Here is a 17,737-nt window from a genome sequence, read left to right as displayed (position 1 = left end):
GCACGGTACGCCCGCGCTCCCGGTCGAACCACCGGCCAGCGCAGGGGCCGGGCTCCATTCGGCGCGAGTGGTCACAAATGTGCAATTCTGGTCAAGGCGACCTGCGGAAACGTGATCAGAATCGACCACTCGTGCGTGCGCCCACGAGTCCGGGCAGCTCCCAGGGAAGACGAGCCCAGCAGAAGTTGTCCACAGGCCCCCGGGTTTCCACAAACGGACCGGTTTCGGAGCGCTGACACGCCGGAAGGCGCCGGCCCTTGCACCAGAGTTCCTGGCATGACATCTCCCACCAGCGGGCGGAAGCAACCGCCACCCGGGCCGAGGCGCCGAGGCGATCTCCGGGCGATCCACGGGACACATCGCGCCACACAGGGCTACCGGCAGGCTCACCACGGCGTGTGGGAACCCGAAGGCGCTCACATCACTCCGATCACTCGTCTGGCGGCGGCGACAGTAGCCTGCCCGGGCGCGGTGGCGACGGGGTGGCTGGCCGCGGCGATCCACGGCCATCCATGGCTTCCCCGCGAATTCCATGTCGAGTTGGCGGTCGGCAGCAGACGGGTGCGCAGAGCCGGGATAACCGCGCGCCGCTACGAAATACCAGACGAGCAGATCGAGACCATCCTGGGCGTCGACGGCACTCCGCTACGCCTCGCGAGCGCTGAATGGGCACTCTTCGACCTGGCCCGCTTTCTCGACCGGACCGAGGCGATCGTCGCGCTTGACGGCGCATCCCGGATGGGGCGGGGGGTCGACGTCAAGCGATCCCTCCCAGACCTGCTCGCCCGGTACCCGAACCGTCGCGGGAGCCAGACCGCTCTCGAGCGGTGCGCGCTGGTGGAGCCGATGACCGAATCGCCGATGGAGACACGGCTTCGGCTGTTCATGATCGGCCTAGGGCTGACCGGGTTCCGTGTCCAGTACCGGGTCCCGGGTCTGCCGTACCGTCTGGACTTCGCCTTCCCGGAACACAAGGTCGCGGTGGAGTACGACGGTGCCGGACATCGGAACGCGTCCCAGCACGCTGATGATGTGCGGCGATGGAACCGGCTGCGTGCGGCCGGCTGGACCGTCATCCCAGTTACGGCGACGCTTCTCTACCGCCGGCCTGGTGAACTCGCCGCCCACCTCCGGGCTGCGCTGCGCTGACCGCCGGCCGGCCCGCGCCCGTCACCCCACCCGGCGCCCGCAGCGAGTGGTCACTTCTGCACGCTTTTCCCGGAGGCGATCAGGGACTTCGCGAACACAATCGACCACTCGGCCGGCGCTGGGCGCGGGGCCGACTGAGGCGGACCGGCCGCGGTCAGTCCTCGATCTCCGTGGGAGCGGTGAGCAGGGGCCGCAGTTCGAGCCACTCGCGGATCGGTTCGCCGCCCGGGCCCGGCGCCGCGGACAGCTCGGACGCGAGCGCCAGGGCCCGGTCATAGTCGGCCACATCGATGATCATCCAGCCGGCGATCAGGTCCTTGGTCTCGGCGAAGGGGCCGTCGGTCAGCGGCGGGCGGCCCTCGCCGTCGTACCGCACCCACGTCCCCGACTCCGACAGTGCGTGGGAGTCCACGTACTCCCCGGAGTCCCGCAACCGGTCCGCGAAGTCCTCCATGTACTGGAAGTGGGCGGCGACGTCGTCGGGGTCCCATTCGCCCAGCGGCGGATAGGTGGGCTCCTCGGGTGCGGAGCCGCGATAGTGCTTGAGCATCAGGTACTTGGCCATGACAGAACCTCCTCGTGCTGTGCGACCCAGTGTGGTCGCTTCACCGGGGAGACGGAACAGGTCGCGGGTTCTCGACATCGGGGCCGCCGCCCACCGCCATGGCCCGAGCCGTCGCCGATCCGCCGCGCCGGGCGCAGAGTTTCTAGTAGAACTTGTTCCAGTAATCAATTTAAGAAACCGACTTAAGGATGGGCATGGGAACTCTGGATGGACGGGTGGCCGTGGTGACCGGTGCCGGGATGGGCATCGGCCGGGGGATCGCCGGGGCGCTGGCCCGCGAGGGCGCGTCGGTGGTGGTGGCCGAGATCAACGAGGCCGCCGGCACGGACACCGCGCAGTGGCTGCGGGACGAGTGGGGTGCGCAAGCCGAGTTCGTGCGCACCGATGTCACCGACAAGGAGCAGGTCCTGGCCATGGTGGACGCCGCCACCGACCGCTTCGGCCGCCTGGACATCCTGGTCAACAACGCCTGGCGGGGATCGGGGTTCGCCCGACTGGAGAACATGACCGACGAGAAGCTGCGCGCGGGCTTCGACATGGCCGTGATGGCCGCGTTCTGGGCGATGCAGGCGGCCCTGCCGGAGCTGGAGAAGCGTGGCACCGGCCGGGTCATCAACCTGTGCTCGCTCAACGGCGTCAACGCGCACATGTACTCGGTGCAGTACAACGCGGCCAAGGAAGCGCTGCGGACCCTCACCCGCACGGCCGCCCGGGAGTGGGCGCCGCGTCAGGTGTGCTGCAACGTGATCTGCCCCGGCGCGCAGAGCGAGGCCTATCGGCGGGTGGCGGAGGCCGATCCGGAGATGGCGGCGGGCATGGCGGCGGCCAACCCGATGGGCCGCGTCGGCGACCCGCTCGCCGACATCGGCCCGGTGGCGGCGTTCCTCGCGGGAGACGCCAGCCGCTACCTCACCGGCAACACCCTGTTTGTCGACGGTGGCGCGCACATCAACGGTGTGCAGTGGGCGCCGTCGGTGGACTGAGGAACGACGACGACGAGGGCCTTCAGCAGCAGGACGTCTCCGCGGTCTCGGCCTCCTCGGAACGGGTCGAATCGGCCGGGTCGACGAGGTGCTGCGGACTCGTGCCGAAGGTCTCGGAATCGGCGAGGACGGTGTAGACCTCCCACTTCTCCCCTGCCGGCCCGGTGACCCACACCTTGTCCTGGGTGGCGAAGCAGCAGGTGGTGCCGATCTCCTCGTCGGTGAACAGACCCTCGTCGGTCAGACGGGCGATCTCGGCGTGCACCTTCTCCGACGACTCGACCTCCACGCCGAGGTGGTTGATGGAGCCACCCTTGCCGGGGTTCTCGAGCAGGACGAGCTTGAGCGGCGGCTCGGCGATCGCGAAGTTCGCGTAGCCCGGCTTGAGCTTGGCGGGCTGGACGCCGAAGAGCTTGGAGTAGAACGTCACCGCCTCGTCGAGGTCGTCGACGTTGAGGGCGAGTTGAGCGCGGGACATGGTGACCTCCACCTGTGCGACGTATATCGAATTAGTTCGACCCCGCCAGAATGCTCCCGCTCTTCGATATATGTCAAGAGGGTCGCTAGGATCGGCTCATGCCCAGAGCGCTCCCGGTGATCGACGTCAGCGGACCCATCTGTTGCGAGCCCGTGTCGGCCGCCCCCATGAGCGATGCCGCTGCCCTCGAACTGGCGCTGCGCCTCAAGGCCCTCGCCGACCCGGTTCGCCTCAAGCTCGTGTCGATCCTGCTCACCGACAGCGGCGACGGCGTGTGCACCTGCGACCTCGCCACGGGTGTCGACCTGGCCGAATCCACCGTCAGCTACCACCTCGGGCAGTTGCGCAAGGCCGGCATGGTCGACTCGCAGCGCCGCGGCATGAACGTCTACCACCGGGCCCGCGCAGAGTCGCTCGACGCCCTGCGCGGGGTGCTCGACCCGAACTGCTGCCGCTGACCGCCCGGCAGGCTGACCACTCAGTCGACGCGCAAACCACCCCACGGCCGTCGCGCCTCGGCGGACACTGTCTTGCGTGCACACGATCGAGGCAGAGGACTACCGGCGCGAGATCCTCGGCTACTGCTACCGCTACTTCGGCTGCTTCGCCGAGGCCGAGGACGCGACGCAGGAGACCATGCTCCGCGCGTGGAGGGCCCGGGACGGCGCCGGGTTCCAGGGCCGGTCGTCCCTGCGCACGTGGCTGTACTCGATCGCCACCCACGTCTGCCTGGACATGACCCGAGCTCCGCAGCGCAGGGCCCTGCCCGCGGACCTCACCGGACCCGGCCGCGTGCCCGACGACCCCACGACGCTGACCACCCTGCCCGAGACCACCTGGATCGGCCCGGCGAGCGACGCACACCTGGGGATCGACCCCTCTGCGACCGCGATCGAGCGTGAGTCCGTCCGGCTCGCCTTCATCGCCGCCCTCCAGTACCTGCCGCCCCGGCAGCGGGTCGTCCTGCTCCTTCGCGACGTCCTCGATCACTCGGCCGCGGAGTGCGCCGAACTCCTGGGGATGACGCTCCCCTCCGTCAATTCCGCGCTCGCCCGCGCCCGGAAGACCCTGTCCCAGCACGAGACCGCGTTCCCCGACCCGACGGAGAACACCTCGTCGTCGTCCTCGCCTTGCCCCGACCCCCACGTGGACGCGCGCCTCCTCGAGCAGTACGTCGCGGCGTTCGAGGCCTACGACGTCGACCGCCTGGTCACCCTGCTCACCGACGACGCCGAGTTCACCATGCCGCCGTTCGAACTCTGGCTGCGCGGAGCGGCGGAGATCGAACGGTGGTGGCGTGGTCCGGGCGAGGTCTGCCGGAACGCGCGCACGATCGTCACCTCCGCCAACGGCCGGCCAGCCGTCGCGGTCTACCACCAGGCCGGCGACCAGCGCTGGGAGCCGTTCGCGATCCACGTCCTCGACTCCGCCGCCGGCCGCATCTCGGCCATCACCCACTTCATCGGCGCGCACCACTTCGCCGAGTTCGGCCTCCCCGCGCAGCTGCCGTAGAAAAAACTCCCGCGGCGCCGATCATTTCCGCCGCCCCGTCCCGTCTACTCCTGTGAAGGCAACTCCCCCGGCCCACGGGCACCCGCTCGACCGGCCCCCGAAACCCCGCAGGAGGGATCATCATGAGCCGCACGATCACCGCGCACATGTTCTCCACGCTCAACGGCGTGTCCGAGCACGCCGAGCGCTGGCAGTTCGACGCGTTCGGCCCCGACGAGATGCAGTCCATGCAGCAGATGACCACCACCACCACGGACCTGGTGCTGGGCCGCACGCTCTGGCAGGAATGGTCCGGGTTCTGGCCCACCTACGCCGACGACCCGTTCGCGCAGTGGGTCAACCCGGTCCGCAAGCACGTGCTCACCTCGACGCTGACCGGCGACCTGCCGTGGAACAGCACGATCGTCGCCGGCGACCCGGTGGAGTACCTCGAGCAGTTGCGCAGACAGCCCGGAGGCGACATCGCCGTCGGCGGCGGGATCGAGACGACCCGACGACTGGTCCTGGCCGGCCTCGTCGACGAGCTCACCCTGACCATCCACCCGGTGATCACCGGCGACGGTCGCAGGCTCTTCGACGACTCCGTCCCCACCACGCGCCTGCAACTGCGGAGCTCCACCCAGACACCGGCGGGCAACATCGTCGCCACCTACTCCGTCCGCCCGGACACCCCGGCCGCCTGACCGGCCCACCCAGCACCCACACGCACATCACCCACCAGCAAGGAGAACCCGATGTCATTCCAGGCCTACCTCGACACGATCGAGACCAAGACCGGACTCACGCCCCGGCAGTTGGTCCATGCCGCCACAGAGAAGGGCTTCGGCCCCGGAACCAAGGCCGGTCCGATCCTCGCGTGGCTCAAGGAGGACTACGACCTGGGCCGTGGACACGGGATGGCGCTGGGCCACGTCATCACCAAGGGTCCGACGATCGACCCGAAGCACGTGGGGCGGGGGGCTCCCACTCCGACGCCTCCGACACGCTGTGGCTGGACGGGGCGGCCACCAACCCCGACAGGTGACAGGACGGCCGGCCCGTGACAGGGTCGCCGGCCGCCGCAGGCGCCCGAGGGGTACCTCCCCGACGGGCGCCCGGAGGCATGGTCTAGAGTTCTTTTTCGCAACGCGGTGAGCGAGAGCGAGCCTGCGGAGCGATGCGGATGTGGCGCAGCTGGTAGCGCATCACCTTGCCAAGGTGAGGGTCGCGAGTTCGAATCTCGTCATCCGCTCTCGTGAACCACATGGCATTCGCTGTTTCCTCAACCAACAGCCGCGCGCCGCTCTACCCTCCTGACATGAGTCGAGGCGCGTCCCTCCTGCGAATCACCGTCGCGTACGTCATCGCCATCGCCGCAGGCTTGGCGTGGCTGGCGTGGGGTCCGGATACCGGGCAGCTGTGGCTGGACGGGTTGATCGCCGACCTCATCGCGACGCTGGTGATCTTCGGGTTCAGCCGCATCTTCGGGAACTCCAGCACCTACGACGCCTACTGGTCGGTCATCCCGCCGCTGCTGGCGTTCTACTGGTGGGTCGCCGCCGATGCCGGCGTGAACGACGTCCGCTGGTGGCTCATGATGGCCGTGCTGGTGGCGTGGGCGATCCGCCTGACGGCCAACTGGGTCCGCACCTTCCCCGGGATGCATCACGAGGACTGGCGCTACCCGCTGGTCCGCGAGCGGGCCGGGAAGTTCGGCCTCGTCGCCGACCTCATGGGAATCCACGTCTTCCCCACCCTGGTGGTGTTCGCCGGCCTCATCCCCGTCTACGTGGTGGCCACGCGCTCCGGGCAGCCGCTCGGCTGGCTGGACGTCGTCGCGTTCGCCGTCGGGATCGCCGCGCTGGCCCTGGAGACGATCGCCGACCTGCAGATGCACCGCTTCCTCGCCACCCGCACGCCGGGCCAGGTCATGCAGACCGGGGTGTGGTCGTGGTCGCGGCACCCGAACTACGTCGGCGAGTGCGGCATCTGGCTGTCGATGGCCCTGTTCGGCCTGGCCGCCTGGCCCGGCGCGTGGTGGGTGTTCGTCGGCGCCGCCGCGATGCTCGCCATGTTCCTGGGCGTGAGCATCCCGATGATGGAACGCCGCAGCCTCGAACGCCGCCCCGCCTACGACGATGTCGTGCAGCGCGTGTCCCGGTTCCTCCCGCGACCGCCCAGGAAGGCCACCGCCCGCGTATGACGCGGCGCCGCATATGACCCGCCCCCGCTTGTGACCCGACCCCGCGTCGTGATCGTCGGCCTCGGCGACACGGGCGTCCTCACCGCCATCGCGCTGCGCGGGTACGCCGACGTCGTGGGCATCACCGCCACGCCGGAGTTCGTCAGCGGCCAGGAGCTCGGCCTGCGCCTGGCCCGGCCGGAGGCGTGGGGGCGGGACTACCGCATCGCCTACCGCCGGTTCCGCGGCCTCGACCGCACTCGCATCGTGCACGGCACCGCGACCGGCCTGGACCCCGAGCAGCGGTGCGTGCGCGTCACCCTCGCGGACGGCACCCCGTCCGAGGAACCGTACGACGTCGTCGTCGTCTCCACCGGGGTGACCAACGGCTTCTGGCGCCACCCCACCCTCCGGGACGCGGCGGACGTCGACGCCGAGCTCGCCTCGCCGCACCAGCGCCTCGCGACGGCCGGGTCGGTGGCGGTGATCGGCGGCGGCGCGGCGGCGGTGAGCGCGGCCGCGCAGGTGGCCGAGCGGTGGCCGGCCACGGCCGTGGACCTCTACTTCCCCGGCGGGCGCGCGCTGCCCCATCACCACCACCGCGTCTGGCTGCGCGTGCGGTCCCGCCTCGAGCGCCTCGGCGTGGGCATGCACCCCGGGCACCGCGCGGACCTGCCGCCCGACCACGACACCCGCCACCTCACCGGCGGGCCCGTCACCTGGACCACGGGGCAACCGCCGGCCGACGCCGACGTGGTGCTCTGGGCGATCGGCCTCGTCGCCCCCAACACCGCGTGGCTGCCCGGCGGGATGCTCGACGACCGCGGATTCGTCGCCGTGGAGCCGACTCTGGAAGTCACCGGCTATCCGGGGGTGTTCGCCGTGGGGGATGTCGCGGCCACCGACCCGCTGCGCACCTCCGCCCGCAACCGCGGACACGTCCTGCTCGCGCGCAACATCCGGGCGCATCTCGCCGGCGACCCGCTACGCGCCTACCGCCCGCCGCCGCGCCGATGGGGGTCGGTGCTCGGCCCGCTCCGTGACGGCCTGATCGTGTTCACGCCCACCGGCCGAGGCGTGCGCGTGCCGGCGCGGGTCAACGACGTCGTGCTCCAGCGCCTCATCACGCGCCAGGGGATCTACGGCGGGGTGCGGCGCCGGCCGCGGTGACCCGCTCACGGCGATCGCGCCCGCGGCGAATCGTGTACACACGGGCTATGACATCTACGCCCCCGGATCCGGATCCCAGCGACTCCCCCGACCTCGACGCGGGCGGCTCCCCCGTGGGTCCCATGACGCCGGACTCGGATTCCACCTCCCTGGCCTCGGACAGCGCCCGCACGGGCCAGAGCCCGACCAAGTCGAACTCGCGGGTCGGCATCGTGGTGCTGCTGGCGATCGTCGTCCTGGTGGTGCTGGTGCTGGTCTTCGGGCTCGTCGGGAGGATGTTCGGACTGGGGTGACGACGACGAGGGCCGCGGCAGAGTCCGATCCTGCCGCGGCCCTCGGTGCTCCAGGGCTCAGCTCCCGGCGACGGCGCCGATCAGCTGCCCGACGTCGATGTTGTTGATGAGGTCGGCGGAGAACACGGCGGGGTCGGCGCCGATGTCGCCCAGCGCGCTCGAGCCGGAGGTCAGCGACCCCAGACCCAGTCCCTCGAGGCTGCCGGTGACGGCTTCGGCGGGGTTGGGCTCGCGGATGGTGACGCAGGTGTTGATGGGGTTGGCCACCTTGCGGCCGCTGGCCAGGACGAGGGTGGTGGCGGCGCCGGTGTTGAGCACGTCGCCGGGGGTCGCGTCGTCGGGCACGCGGTAGGTGGTCTCGAGGGTGGCCTTGGCGTTGCCGGCGGTAGTCCATCCGGCCCCGGAGTGGCGGACGGAGTTGGTGGCGGAATCGCGGATCACGTCGTCGGTGACCGTCGACCACGTCTGGCCGCCGACCAGGTACCAGACGCTCTCCCGCGCCCGGACCAGCTCGAACCCGGCCGGGTGGAAGTCGTCGATCCGGCCGACCAGGGCCCCCGCGCCGCTGACGGTGGTCCGGAACGTCACGGTCCCGCCGGGGGCGGCGGTGCCGTCGCCCACGACCTCCTTGGTGAGGTGGTAGTCGGTCCACAGGGTGGAGGCGTCGTTGAACGTCACGGTCTGCGAGGTCGCGCACTCTGTGGCGGTGGGCTCTGCGGTGACGGGCTCGGCACCGGCGACGCCGACCCCGGTTCCCGCGGCGAGCCCGGAGGCGACGAGCAGCGCGGCCGCGCCGGTGGCGACGGATCGGAGGGTCCGTGATGTCATGTGAATCCTGTCTCCAGGCGAGGGCCGCGGGGCCGCTCGATGCGAGTGAGGTGGCCGGCAGGTGAGCTGGTGCTCATCACGTGTCGGCGCTTCCGATGGCAGGTCGGAATCCGACATTTTGGACGGTTGTCTTGGTTCTTGACGGTGTCAACCTCGCGGCCTATCCCCGGCCGGTCGCTGGGCCGATCGCCGGGCCGCGCCGGCCGGGCCGCCGGACGCCGGCGAAGCGGCGATCGGTCGCGACCGGCCGAGGCCGCCGCTACGGTCGAGCCATGCCTCAATTCACTGTTCCCGGACTGTCCACCGCCGACTCGGCCACGCTCGCCGAGACGCTGCAGAAGCGCTTGACGGCGTGCAACGACCTGCACCTCACGCTCAAGCACGTGCACTGGAACGTGGTGGGTCCCAACTTCATCTCGGTGCACGAGATGCTGGACCCGCAGGTCGAGCTCGTCCGTGGCTTCGCGGACGTGCTGGCCGAGCGCATCGCCACGCTGGGCGGTTCGCCGGTGGGCACGATGGGCGCGAACGCCGATCACCGCTCGTGGGATGACTACTCCCTCGGACGGGACACCGCGCAGGCGCACCTCGGCGCGCTCGACAAGGTCTACGACGGCATGATCTCCGATCACCGCAAGGCCATCTCGGTGGCCGGCGACGTGGACCCGGTCACCGAGGACATCCTCATCGGCCAGACCGCGGAACTGGAGAAGTTCCAGTGGTTCGTGCGCGCACACCTGGAGAACGCCGCCGGCAGCCTGCCCACCGCTGACGACGCCTCGGAGAAGGCCGCCGCCAGGGACGCCTCCGCCTGAGCCGGGACACGCGCTGAGCCGCGACGCGCACCGAGCCGACGGGCCGGACCCCTCCCCGGGGTCCGGCCCGCTGGCGTCCCTGGACAGCCGGCGCCTCTGGACAGCCGGGGGATACTTGTGACGGACGTCACTCGTCCGGTGCGTCCTCCGGCGAAGCAGCGAGGTGCGCAGCCATGAAGGCAGTCGTGTTCGAGGGTTTCAAGACCTTCCCCGTACTCAAGGACGTCGATCGGCCCTCCCCCGGTCCCGGCGAGGTCCTGCTCAAGGTGGCCGGCTCCGGCGCGTGCCATTCCGACGTGGGCCTGTTCCACGACTTCCCCGGCGACCCCACGGGCTTTCTCACCCCGCCGTTCACCCTGGGCCACGAGGTGTCGGGCTGGGTGGAGGAGCTGGGCCCGGGCGTCACCGGGCTGACGAAGGGCGACGCCTACCTGGTCTACGGCCCGGTCGGCTGCGGCCGGTGCAAGCCGTGTTCGCGCGGACAGGACACCTACTGCCAGGACGTGCCGTCGGTCGGATACCTGGCCACCGGCCTGGGGCGCGACGGCGGCATGGCCGAATACATGACCACCTGCGCCCGCAACCTCGTCCCCCTCGGCGACGCCGACCCCGTGGCCGCGGCCCCGCTCGCCGACGCCGGCCTGACCCCGTACCACGCCATCAAACGCGCGCTGCCCCACCTGACCACGCCCGGAGCGAGCGCGCTGTGCATCGGCCTGGGTGGTCTGGGCCTGGTCGGGGTGCAGATCATCAAGGCGCTCACCGGGGCCACCGTCTACGCCACCGACACCAAGCCCGACGCGGTCGCCGCCGCGGAAGCCGATGGCGCGATCGGTGTCCCGACCGACGGCGCCGCCGAGAAGATCCGGGAGCTCACCGGCGGGCTCGGCGTCAACGCGGTGTTCGACTTCGTCGGCGCCGCCCCGACCCTCGAACTCGCCGCGGCCTGCGTGGCCCAGCAGGGCTCGCTGACGGTGGTGGGCCTGGCCGGCGACGACTTCGCTTGGAACGTCTTCAAGCTGCCCTACGAGGTCGACTTCTCCTCCACCTACTGGGGCACGCTCGAGGACCTCCACGAGGTGGTGGAGTTGTACCGGGCGGGCAGGATCTCACCGGAGGTCCACGTGTACCCGCTCGACCGGGCCCTGGAGGCCTACCAGCAGCTCGTCGACGGCCAGATCAGCGGGCGGGCGGTGATCGCGCCGCACGACACGTAGCCCCGCGAGGCGACCACGCCCACCCCGCCGAAGGAGCCAGCCGGCCCTAGCGGTTGTCCCGCTCGCAGGCGATGCCGTCGTTGTCGCCGTCCATCGACGGGTCGTAGTACTCGCTGCCGCGGTGGATAGGGGCCACTCCGAGGTCCCACGCCTCGCGGCACCCCGAAAGACGCCGGGCCGGCGTGGTCGCGGGCGCACTCTCGACCGGCGCGGGAATGATCTGCGGGGCCCAGACCAGCGGGAACGGCAGGAGCGGCAGGGCGGCGGCGTCGAATCCCATCGGGACCGGCACGACGATCGGCGCGATGTCCGGCACGGCGATGACCCCCGAACCGACGGTGATCTCGGCGGCGACGGCGGAGGGAGCGGCGCCGAGAGCGACGAGAGTCGCCAGGCCGAGAGCGGTGAGGGAACGACGGATCATGGTGAGAACCTCGAGGGGGAAGGCCATGGGAGTGGCGTTGAATAGTGAGCTCAGATTAACCGAGTCATGTTCACGTCGCTGACCGTTTCGCGCGGACGCATCACACGAGCATGCGCCGGGAATGCGACCGCGAGAGTTCGTAGGTCTTGACGATCCAGAACGTCGCGAAGGCGTAGAGCGCGGCGGTCTCGACCAGGAACAGCCACAGGGTGGAGTCCATCAGCCAGGCGATGAGCAGCGCGACGGCCGGGAAGAGCAGGACCAGCACCACGAGAATCCGATAGCCCAGGCGATAGCTACGCTGCAGCTCCGCGTTCGGAATGGAGGCGATCGTCTCCTGCCCGTAGAAGAAGATCGACAGTGCCGCCAGCACGAAGAAGGACGTGGCCGCCACCGCGTGGGTGATGCTCACCGCGTTCAGCCCGGGCAACACCGGGTCCTCGGTCGGGAACAGGGCGACGACGATCGCGAGCGTCCCGGCGGCGTTGAGCAGCCGGTTCTCACCGCGCGTGTAGCCGCGGTACGCCACCAGAGCGACCCCGATCGCCACCAGCGTTCCGACGAAAAGCCCGCGGGCCGGGGTGTAGTAGAAGGAGCTGAGCGAGTCCATCATCGCAAAATCGGGGTCGAGGGTCACCCACACCAGAAGAGCCACGGGCAGGCCGATGGCGGCGCCGGCGATCACCATCCGGAGTACGAAGTACGTCTCCACGATGTAGGCCGCCGGGGCCTCGCAGAAGGTCGCCCGATCGCCCGGGGCTTGCCGGTCGCTCTCTGACTGCTGCACGCGCACACCTCGAATCCGACTCGGCCCCCCGCGGTCTCAGCCTCGCAGTCGGGTGCCCGTCTTGGTGTAGATCCGGTTGAGGTGCCCCTCGACCGTCCGCTTGGACAGGTGCAGTTCGGCGGCGATCTCGGCGTTGGTCAGCCCCTGGCCGACCAGGTCGGCGATCTGGGATTCGCGGCGCGTCAACGAGACCCCGGCCGGGACCGAGACGGTCGGGGCACCGACGCGGGTGAGGCCGGCCAGTGGCCCGCCCAGCTCGGTGGTCGCGAGCATCCGCTCGGCCTGGGAGTGGAACTTCGATCCCGGCGACGCTGCGTCGCGGGCACGGTCCGCGGCGACCGCCGCCACCATGTGCAGCCCGTACGTCCGGGCCCGGCGGGCCGCGTCCAGCAACAGCCGGGGGTTGCGGGCAGACATCGCCACCGCCAGGTCGCGGACCAGCACCGGCACGTCGCCGGTGACGTCCACCTCGGCCAGTGCCCGGCAGATCTCCGGGTCCGCGGTGAGGACCCCGGCCAGGGCAGCGCGGGTGGCGGCACCGTTCAGCCCCTCGTCGATCAGCGACCGGACGACCTCGCCCGCCTCGTCGGGGCGGCCCAGGCAGACGAGCACCCCCGCCTCCACGCCGCGGATCTCGGGACCCACCGGCGAGTTGGCGTACCCCGGGATGGCGCGCATCCGCTGCAGGTACTCCTCCGCCGTGGCCGCCTGCCCGGACATCGCGGCGGCCAGCGCGTACAACGACAGCGCACGGGACAGGAAATCCTCGGGACCGTCCACCTCGACGATCGCCACCGCGTCGGACGCCGCACTGATCGCGGCCGGCAGGTCACCGGCGGCCAGTGAGATCTCGGCGTCGACCACCCGTCGCACGCCGTGATCGACGCGCACGGAATCGTCCTGCTCCACGGCGACGACCGGCGCCAACTCGGTGAGCAGCGCAGTGATCCCGAAGCCGTGCAGCGTCACCGACACCAGCGCCGCCAGGAACTCCTCCGACGCCCACGTCTGGTTGCCCATCGAGCGGGACCGGCGGGCCACGCGCCGGATGACCGCCAGGGCCGCATCGGACTGCCCCATGGCGTCCAGCGCGAGGGCGTGGATCGGCTCCAGGCGGCGCGCCCACTCGGCCGGAAGATCAGCGGTGAGCTCGCCGTAGGCGCGGGCCGCCTCGCGGTAACGGCCCGAGTAGCTCAGGTGCACCACGGCCAGCGCGTCGAGCACCGCGTGCCCCGGGTGGCCGGCGGGGAGCCACTGATGCGCTGAGGCGATCAGCGGCAGCGACTGCTCGGGGCCGCGGTCGCGGTAGTGCGCGAGGTCCGCGCGGGCCGTGACGTTCTCGATCAGCACCCGGGTGAACTCGGGCCCGCCGAGATCGCCCCGCAGACAGGTCAGCGACCGGTCGAGCATCGCGGCGGCCTCGGGCAGCCGGTCGAGCAACCGCAGGCACGAGCCCGCGATCAGCGACAGCTCGGCCTGCTGCAGCGGCGCGAGGGCGAGCCCCGCGCGATCGGTGGCGTCGTGGATCTCCACCCCGGTACGGTAGTCGTGGCTGTCGAGCGCGGCGCGGGCCGCGGCCAGCACGCAGCCGGCGGCCATCGGACGGGCGTTGGTCAGCGCCCAGGCCACGATCCGCGGATCCGGTTGGAACAGGGCTGGCAGGCCGGCGACGCCGTCGCGTGTCCCGTCACCGGCACGGTCACCCGCGCCTACACCCGCACCTGCGCCGTCCCCCTCATGGTGTCCCGCTCGTTCACCGGCGCGATCGAGGACGGCGTCGTAGACCTCGCGGCGCCGCCGGTGATCGGCGCCGGCCCGCAGCGTCCTGGCCAGGACCGGCGGCTGCACCGACAGCACCTCGATGCCGCCCTCGTGCCGCTCGAGCAGCATCCCGCGGGAGAGGAGGTCGCTCACCACGTCGGCATCGTGCAGCCGAACAAGGTCGTCGAGCGGGACACGTCGGGCGAGGGCCGCGGTGGTGAGGGGGCCGAGGTCCGCGGCGGCCGAGCGGGGGTCGATCCACAGGTGCGGGTCGACGGCCACGCCCGCGATCGCGGTCGCGGGATCCTCGACCAACTCCAGCCGATCGCGGGTGCGGCGGGTCAGCTTGCGGGCGGCCAGGTCGTCGTAGGTGGCGCGCAGCGCCGTGAGATTGCCGTGCGAGCACGCCCACAGCGCCTCGACCAGCCGCGCCGAGACGGGCATCCCGACGGCCGCCGAGACCACCTTCTCCGATTCGCCGCGCGTGAGCGGACGCAGCGGCAGCCGGGTGGTGCGGACGCTCACCTCGTCGTCGTATCCAGGGGGCAGTGCCGCGCCCACCCTTGCCGATGCCACCAGGACCGCACCATCGGGGACCTTGCGGGGCGGCGCACTCAGGCGATCCAGGTCGTCCCACACCACCACAGGGACCGCGGCGGCGCGAAGGCCTGCGGCGATGTCGGCCGCGCACCGGCTGGCGCCTGCGCCCGGAGGCCCCACCACGAGCACGCCGCGCCGCGTGTCGGCGCATCGCGCGGTCGCGCGTGCCACGGTGTCGGACCGCACCGCCGCACGGGACGTGTTCCACGCGGGCACGGGACCCTCCTCGCTGCGCCGGAAAAATCAGGTGTGACGCACTCTATCGACACCTGTCTGCGGCGGTACACGCTATAGGCAATCTGTTCCGTTCTCGTGGGGAGGTAACCGCATGACCCGCCCGTCGACCGTCACCGCCGCGTCGTGGATCTGGCTGTTCTGCGGCCTGTTCAGCACGCTCACCATCACAGGCGTGCTGGCGGCGACCGACCTGCTCGCGTTCGTCGTGCCGCTCGGCGGCACCGAGGACGCGTCGACCACCGCCCCGGGGGTCGCATGGATCGGCGCTCTCATCGCGATGGGCGTGGTGTCGGCGATAGCCCTGCAGGTGGTGTCGGCGGTGAAACTGCGCGACGGCGAGCGGTGGGCGCGGGCGCTGCTGACGATCGCGGCGGGCCTCACGCTGGTCACCGCGCTCTGGGACATCACCCTGTGGTCGGCGTGGGTGCTGCTCGGGGCCCACCTGGTGGCGTTCGTCCTGGCGTACACCGATTCCGCCACCGCGTACCTCGAGGTCCGGTCCCCCGACCCGGCGTGGGCGCCGGTCTACGCGTAACCCGGGCAACGAGGGCCGCTGGTCACACCGGCTGCCTACTGCTCACATTTCACGAGATCCGTCTCCTCCGTCGACATTCCCTCCGGGGTGAAGTGCGTGACCATCACTACCAGGTCCTCTGACCCCTCATTGACGGTCTCGTGCACGTACCGAGAGTCTTCGACGACCGAATCGCCGGCGCGGTAGACGTGGACGCCGCCGGGGTGGGCGTCGGCGTAGTGGGTGAGCTCGCCCTGCTCCACCACCACGACGAGTTGCCCGTGGTGGCAATGCGGGCCGGTGCCGACCCCGGGCGCGAGAGTGATCCTGCGATGCGTCACCTTCACCCCGTCGGCGCCGCCGTCCACGGCCAACTCGATGGGTTCGTCCTGCCGGCCTTCGACGATGTCAAGGGCGCGGATGGTATCCCGCTTCACTACAGGAGGCGCGGTCGATTGCGGGCTGCACGCGGCCGTCGCCAGCACGGGTACTGCGACGGCGAGTGCGACGCCGCCTCGGATCGATGGGCGCGTCATGGTCACTCCCCCGCGTCCGCTCGGACGGTCTCGACTCACAGGCTCGGCTCCACGCTAACGCACACCGAGCCCCGGGTGAAGGAACGATCACGAAAGGCGGTTGGGGACTGCCGGCCCTCGAGCTCTACCCCGTCCGCTGCCGCCCGGCGAGCTTGTGCCGGTCGAGTTCAGTCATCCCGCCCCAGACGCCGTAGAGCTCGCCCGCCTCGATCGCGAACTGCCGGCAGGTCTCGAGCACCGGGCAGGCGGCGCAGATCGCCTTGGCCGCTTCTTCCTTGCGACGACGCACACCCTTGGGCTCGTCCTCGGCGCTGTAGAAGAGGTCGGGGTCCCCGACGCACGCTCCGTCGTCCCTCCATGCCCAGTACTCCGATGTGGGTGTCAGATTCCTGAACCGTGGCACTCGTACTCCTGTCGCGGAAGGCGGAAGATCAACGACGAAGTGTCTCCCGGGACCACCCGGGCCCGCCTCACCCTTAGGGGTGTAAGCGCTAGCGCAGCCGATTGTCGTCCGTTGCTAGGCTCTGCCCATGCCGATCAGGGTCACAGTGGTCAATGACTACCTCGTCGTCGTCGCCGGGGTGAACGCCTTCCTGGCCCCCTACTCCGATCGGATCGAGATGGTGGAGAAGGAGATGGTCTCCAGCGGATCGGCCACCGTGGACGTGGCCCTGTACGACTCCTTCGCCTCGTCCCTGGGCAAGGACGACCGCCTCGAGACGCTCCTGCAGGATCCGACCATCGCGGCGGTCGCCGTCTATTCGTTCACCTCGGACCCCGCCGCGGTCCGCGACAGCCTCGACGCGGGCGCCCACGGGTTCCTGTCCAAGTCCCTGACCGCTCCCGAGCTGGTCAGCGGCATCGAGCAGATCGCCGCCGGCGAGCGCGTCACCCTCACGGGAACGGGCCCGCCGTTCATGGGTCCCGACAAGTGGCCCGCCAAGGAGGCCGGCCTCTCACCCCGTGAGGCGGAGGTAGTCAGCCTGATAGTGCAGGGGCTGTCCAATGAGCAGATCGCCGAGCAGTGCTACCTCTCGCTCAATACGGTCAAGACCTACGTGCGTTCGGCGTACCGGAAGATGAACGTGACCACGCGGGCGCAGGCTGTTGCGTGGGGCATCGAGAACGGCCTCAAGCCCGACCGGTAACCGTGGCTGCGAGGGCGACGACAAGAACGACGACGACGACGTCACCTGCCCGCCCCACCGGCGCAGACGCCGGGTTCGGCGCGAGAGCCGTCTATCTCACAAGTGACGGGACGGATCCATTCGCTGGTGCAGGACCTTCATGCCCACCCCGTGCCGAAGAAGTAGGCTCACCTGCCATGCACGATGTCGAGCCCGGCCTCTTCGACCTACCCGAACCCGACCCCGGGCCCGAGCGGCCGGTTCCGCCCAGCCGCCGCTGGAACAGTTGCCCTGGCTGATCTGGCCGACGCGCGGCCTGGAGGAGCTCCTCGAACAAGGCGCGTTCCGGGTTCTCGAGGTCGACAGCGCTGTGACCACCGAGACCGCCGGCCGGGGCACAATCACGAGGTGCATAGCTCGCTGAGTCCGCCATCGCTCAGGAGAGTTCGCACGTCGCGTGTCAACAACCCTGACCGGGCCGGCACAGTCCGGGAGGTCGTCAGCCTCCCGCACCTGGCAGCAGCCCCACAGTGCTCGGGTGTGGATGGCCTTCCGCGAGCTACCGGGGGACGAAGTTCAG

General features: G+C 70.6%; 21 protein-coding genes and 1 tRNA gene. 14 read left to right on the top strand and 8 right to left on the bottom strand.

Annotation, left to right across the window (positions count from 1 at the left end; all coding sequences use genetic code 11):
* Window positions 1–396: 396 nt before the first annotated feature.
* Entirely contained in the window at window positions 397–1,149 is a 753-nt protein-coding gene (locus AC3DEV_RS01380; protein WP_488371063.1) for a DUF559 domain-containing protein, read from the top strand.
* Window positions 1,150–1,303: 154 nt separating this feature from the next.
* Here the strand turns inward: AC3DEV_RS01380 and AC3DEV_RS01375 are convergent, their stop codons facing one another.
* Window positions 1,304–1,714, bottom strand: a complete 411-nt coding sequence (locus tag AC3DEV_RS01375; protein WP_067716108.1) for a YciI family protein — start codon at window positions 1,712–1,714, stop codon at window positions 1,304–1,306.
* 194 nt (window positions 1,715–1,908) lie between these two features.
* Between AC3DEV_RS01375 and AC3DEV_RS01370 the strand changes: the two genes are divergently transcribed.
* Window positions 1,909–2,697 carry an SDR family NAD(P)-dependent oxidoreductase gene (locus AC3DEV_RS01370; protein ID WP_067716105.1) on the top strand — a complete coding sequence of 263 codons (789 nt, stop codon included), beginning with the start codon at window positions 1,909–1,911 and terminating at the stop codon, window positions 2,695–2,697.
* A 22-nt stretch (window positions 2,698–2,719) separates the two neighbouring features.
* Here the strand turns inward: AC3DEV_RS01370 and AC3DEV_RS01365 are convergent, their stop codons facing one another.
* Complete coding sequence (locus AC3DEV_RS01365; RefSeq protein ID WP_488371062.1) at window positions 2,720–3,175, bottom strand: ArsI/CadI family heavy metal resistance metalloenzyme; 456 nt, start codon at window positions 3,173–3,175, stop codon at window positions 2,720–2,722.
* Window positions 3,176–3,273: 98 nt separating this feature from the next.
* Between AC3DEV_RS01365 and AC3DEV_RS01360 the strand changes: the two genes are divergently transcribed.
* From AC3DEV_RS01360 to AC3DEV_RS01325, 8 genes are all read left to right on the top strand, one after another.
* Window positions 3,274–3,633 (top strand): Rv2640c family ArsR-like transcriptional regulator, encoded by a 360-nt coding sequence (locus AC3DEV_RS01360; protein ID WP_317468868.1) that lies wholly within the window; start codon window positions 3,274–3,276, stop codon window positions 3,631–3,633.
* 76 nt (window positions 3,634–3,709) lie between these two features.
* Entirely contained in the window at window positions 3,710–4,687 is a 978-nt protein-coding gene (locus tag AC3DEV_RS01355) for an RNA polymerase subunit sigma-70 (protein WP_488371061.1), read from the top strand.
* Window positions 4,688–4,809: 122 nt separating this feature from the next.
* On the top strand, window positions 4,810–5,370 hold the full coding sequence (locus AC3DEV_RS01350; protein ID WP_488371060.1) for a dihydrofolate reductase family protein: 561 nt from the start codon (window positions 4,810–4,812) through the stop codon (window positions 5,368–5,370).
* A 51-nt stretch (window positions 5,371–5,421) separates the two neighbouring features.
* Window positions 5,422–5,730, top strand: a complete 309-nt coding sequence (locus AC3DEV_RS01345) for a DUF4287 domain-containing protein (RefSeq protein ID WP_488371059.1) — start codon at window positions 5,422–5,424, stop codon at window positions 5,728–5,730.
* A 115-nt stretch (window positions 5,731–5,845) separates the two neighbouring features.
* Window positions 5,846–5,918, top strand: a tRNA-Gly gene (locus tag AC3DEV_RS01340).
* 66 nt (window positions 5,919–5,984) lie between these two features.
* The gene (locus AC3DEV_RS01335) at window positions 5,985–6,869 is read left to right on the top strand and encodes a DUF1295 domain-containing protein (protein ID WP_488371058.1); all 885 of its coding nucleotides are present in this window, start codon (window positions 5,985–5,987) and stop codon (window positions 6,867–6,869) included.
* 30 nt (window positions 6,870–6,899) lie between these two features.
* Window positions 6,900–8,018: an FAD-dependent oxidoreductase gene (locus tag AC3DEV_RS01330; RefSeq protein WP_488371057.1), complete on the top strand. Its 1,119-nt coding sequence runs from the start codon at window positions 6,900–6,902 to the stop codon at window positions 8,016–8,018.
* A gap of 47 nt (window positions 8,019–8,065) precedes the next feature.
* On the top strand, window positions 8,066–8,311 hold the full coding sequence (locus AC3DEV_RS01325) for a DUF6480 family protein (RefSeq protein WP_185950781.1): 246 nt from the start codon (window positions 8,066–8,068) through the stop codon (window positions 8,309–8,311).
* A gap of 57 nt (window positions 8,312–8,368) precedes the next feature.
* Here AC3DEV_RS01325 and AC3DEV_RS01320 read toward each other — a convergent pair whose 3' ends face one another.
* Entirely contained in the window at window positions 8,369–9,139 is a 771-nt protein-coding gene (locus AC3DEV_RS01320) for a hypothetical protein (protein ID WP_488371056.1), read from the bottom strand.
* A gap of 272 nt (window positions 9,140–9,411) precedes the next feature.
* On the opposite strand from AC3DEV_RS01320, the gene AC3DEV_RS01315 reads away from it, so the two are divergent.
* Both AC3DEV_RS01315 and AC3DEV_RS01310 read left to right on the top strand, forming a co-directional pair.
* Complete coding sequence (locus AC3DEV_RS01315; RefSeq protein ID WP_317468881.1) at window positions 9,412–9,954, top strand: Dps family protein; 543 nt, start codon at window positions 9,412–9,414, stop codon at window positions 9,952–9,954.
* Between the two features lie 173 nt (window positions 9,955–10,127).
* A complete protein-coding gene (locus AC3DEV_RS01310) occupies window positions 10,128–11,171 on the top strand; it encodes an alcohol dehydrogenase catalytic domain-containing protein (protein WP_488371055.1) in 1,044 nt (347 codons plus the stop codon).
* Between the two features lie 46 nt (window positions 11,172–11,217).
* Here the strand turns inward: AC3DEV_RS01310 and AC3DEV_RS01305 are convergent, their stop codons facing one another.
* From AC3DEV_RS01305 to AC3DEV_RS01295, 3 genes are all read right to left on the bottom strand, one after another.
* On the bottom strand, window positions 11,218–11,622 hold the full coding sequence (locus tag AC3DEV_RS01305; RefSeq protein ID WP_488371054.1) for an excalibur calcium-binding domain-containing protein: 405 nt from the start codon (window positions 11,620–11,622) through the stop codon (window positions 11,218–11,220).
* A 73-nt stretch (window positions 11,623–11,695) separates the two neighbouring features.
* On the bottom strand, window positions 11,696–12,382 hold the full coding sequence (locus AC3DEV_RS01300; protein WP_488371053.1) for a hypothetical protein: 687 nt from the start codon (window positions 12,380–12,382) through the stop codon (window positions 11,696–11,698).
* Window positions 12,383–12,418: 36 nt separating this feature from the next.
* A complete protein-coding gene (locus tag AC3DEV_RS01295) occupies window positions 12,419–14,959 on the bottom strand; it encodes a helix-turn-helix transcriptional regulator (RefSeq protein ID WP_488371052.1) in 2,541 nt (846 codons plus the stop codon).
* A 112-nt stretch (window positions 14,960–15,071) separates the two neighbouring features.
* On the opposite strand from AC3DEV_RS01295, the gene AC3DEV_RS01290 reads away from it, so the two are divergent.
* Window positions 15,072–15,515 (top strand): hypothetical protein, encoded by a 444-nt coding sequence (locus tag AC3DEV_RS01290; RefSeq protein WP_396444204.1) that lies wholly within the window; start codon window positions 15,072–15,074, stop codon window positions 15,513–15,515.
* Between the two features lie 35 nt (window positions 15,516–15,550).
* Here AC3DEV_RS01290 and AC3DEV_RS01285 read toward each other — a convergent pair whose 3' ends face one another.
* Window positions 15,551–16,030 (bottom strand): cupin domain-containing protein, encoded by a 480-nt coding sequence (locus AC3DEV_RS01285; protein ID WP_488371231.1) that lies wholly within the window; start codon window positions 16,028–16,030, stop codon window positions 15,551–15,553.
* A gap of 124 nt (window positions 16,031–16,154) precedes the next feature.
* Window positions 16,155–16,433 (bottom strand): WhiB family transcriptional regulator, encoded by a 279-nt coding sequence (locus AC3DEV_RS01280; RefSeq protein ID WP_488371051.1) that lies wholly within the window; start codon window positions 16,431–16,433, stop codon window positions 16,155–16,157.
* Window positions 16,434–16,560: 127 nt separating this feature from the next.
* On the opposite strand from AC3DEV_RS01280, the gene AC3DEV_RS01275 reads away from it, so the two are divergent.
* Window positions 16,561–17,178, top strand: a complete 618-nt coding sequence (locus AC3DEV_RS01275; RefSeq protein WP_488371050.1) for a LuxR C-terminal-related transcriptional regulator — start codon at window positions 16,561–16,563, stop codon at window positions 17,176–17,178.
* Window positions 17,179–17,737: the final 559 nt, after the last annotated feature.

The organism is Dietzia sp. IBK-p2-15D (genome assembly GCF_057773105.1).
The sequence above is the reverse complement of the archived record's forward strand: the minus strand, read 5'-3'. Positions and strand labels throughout refer to the sequence as shown.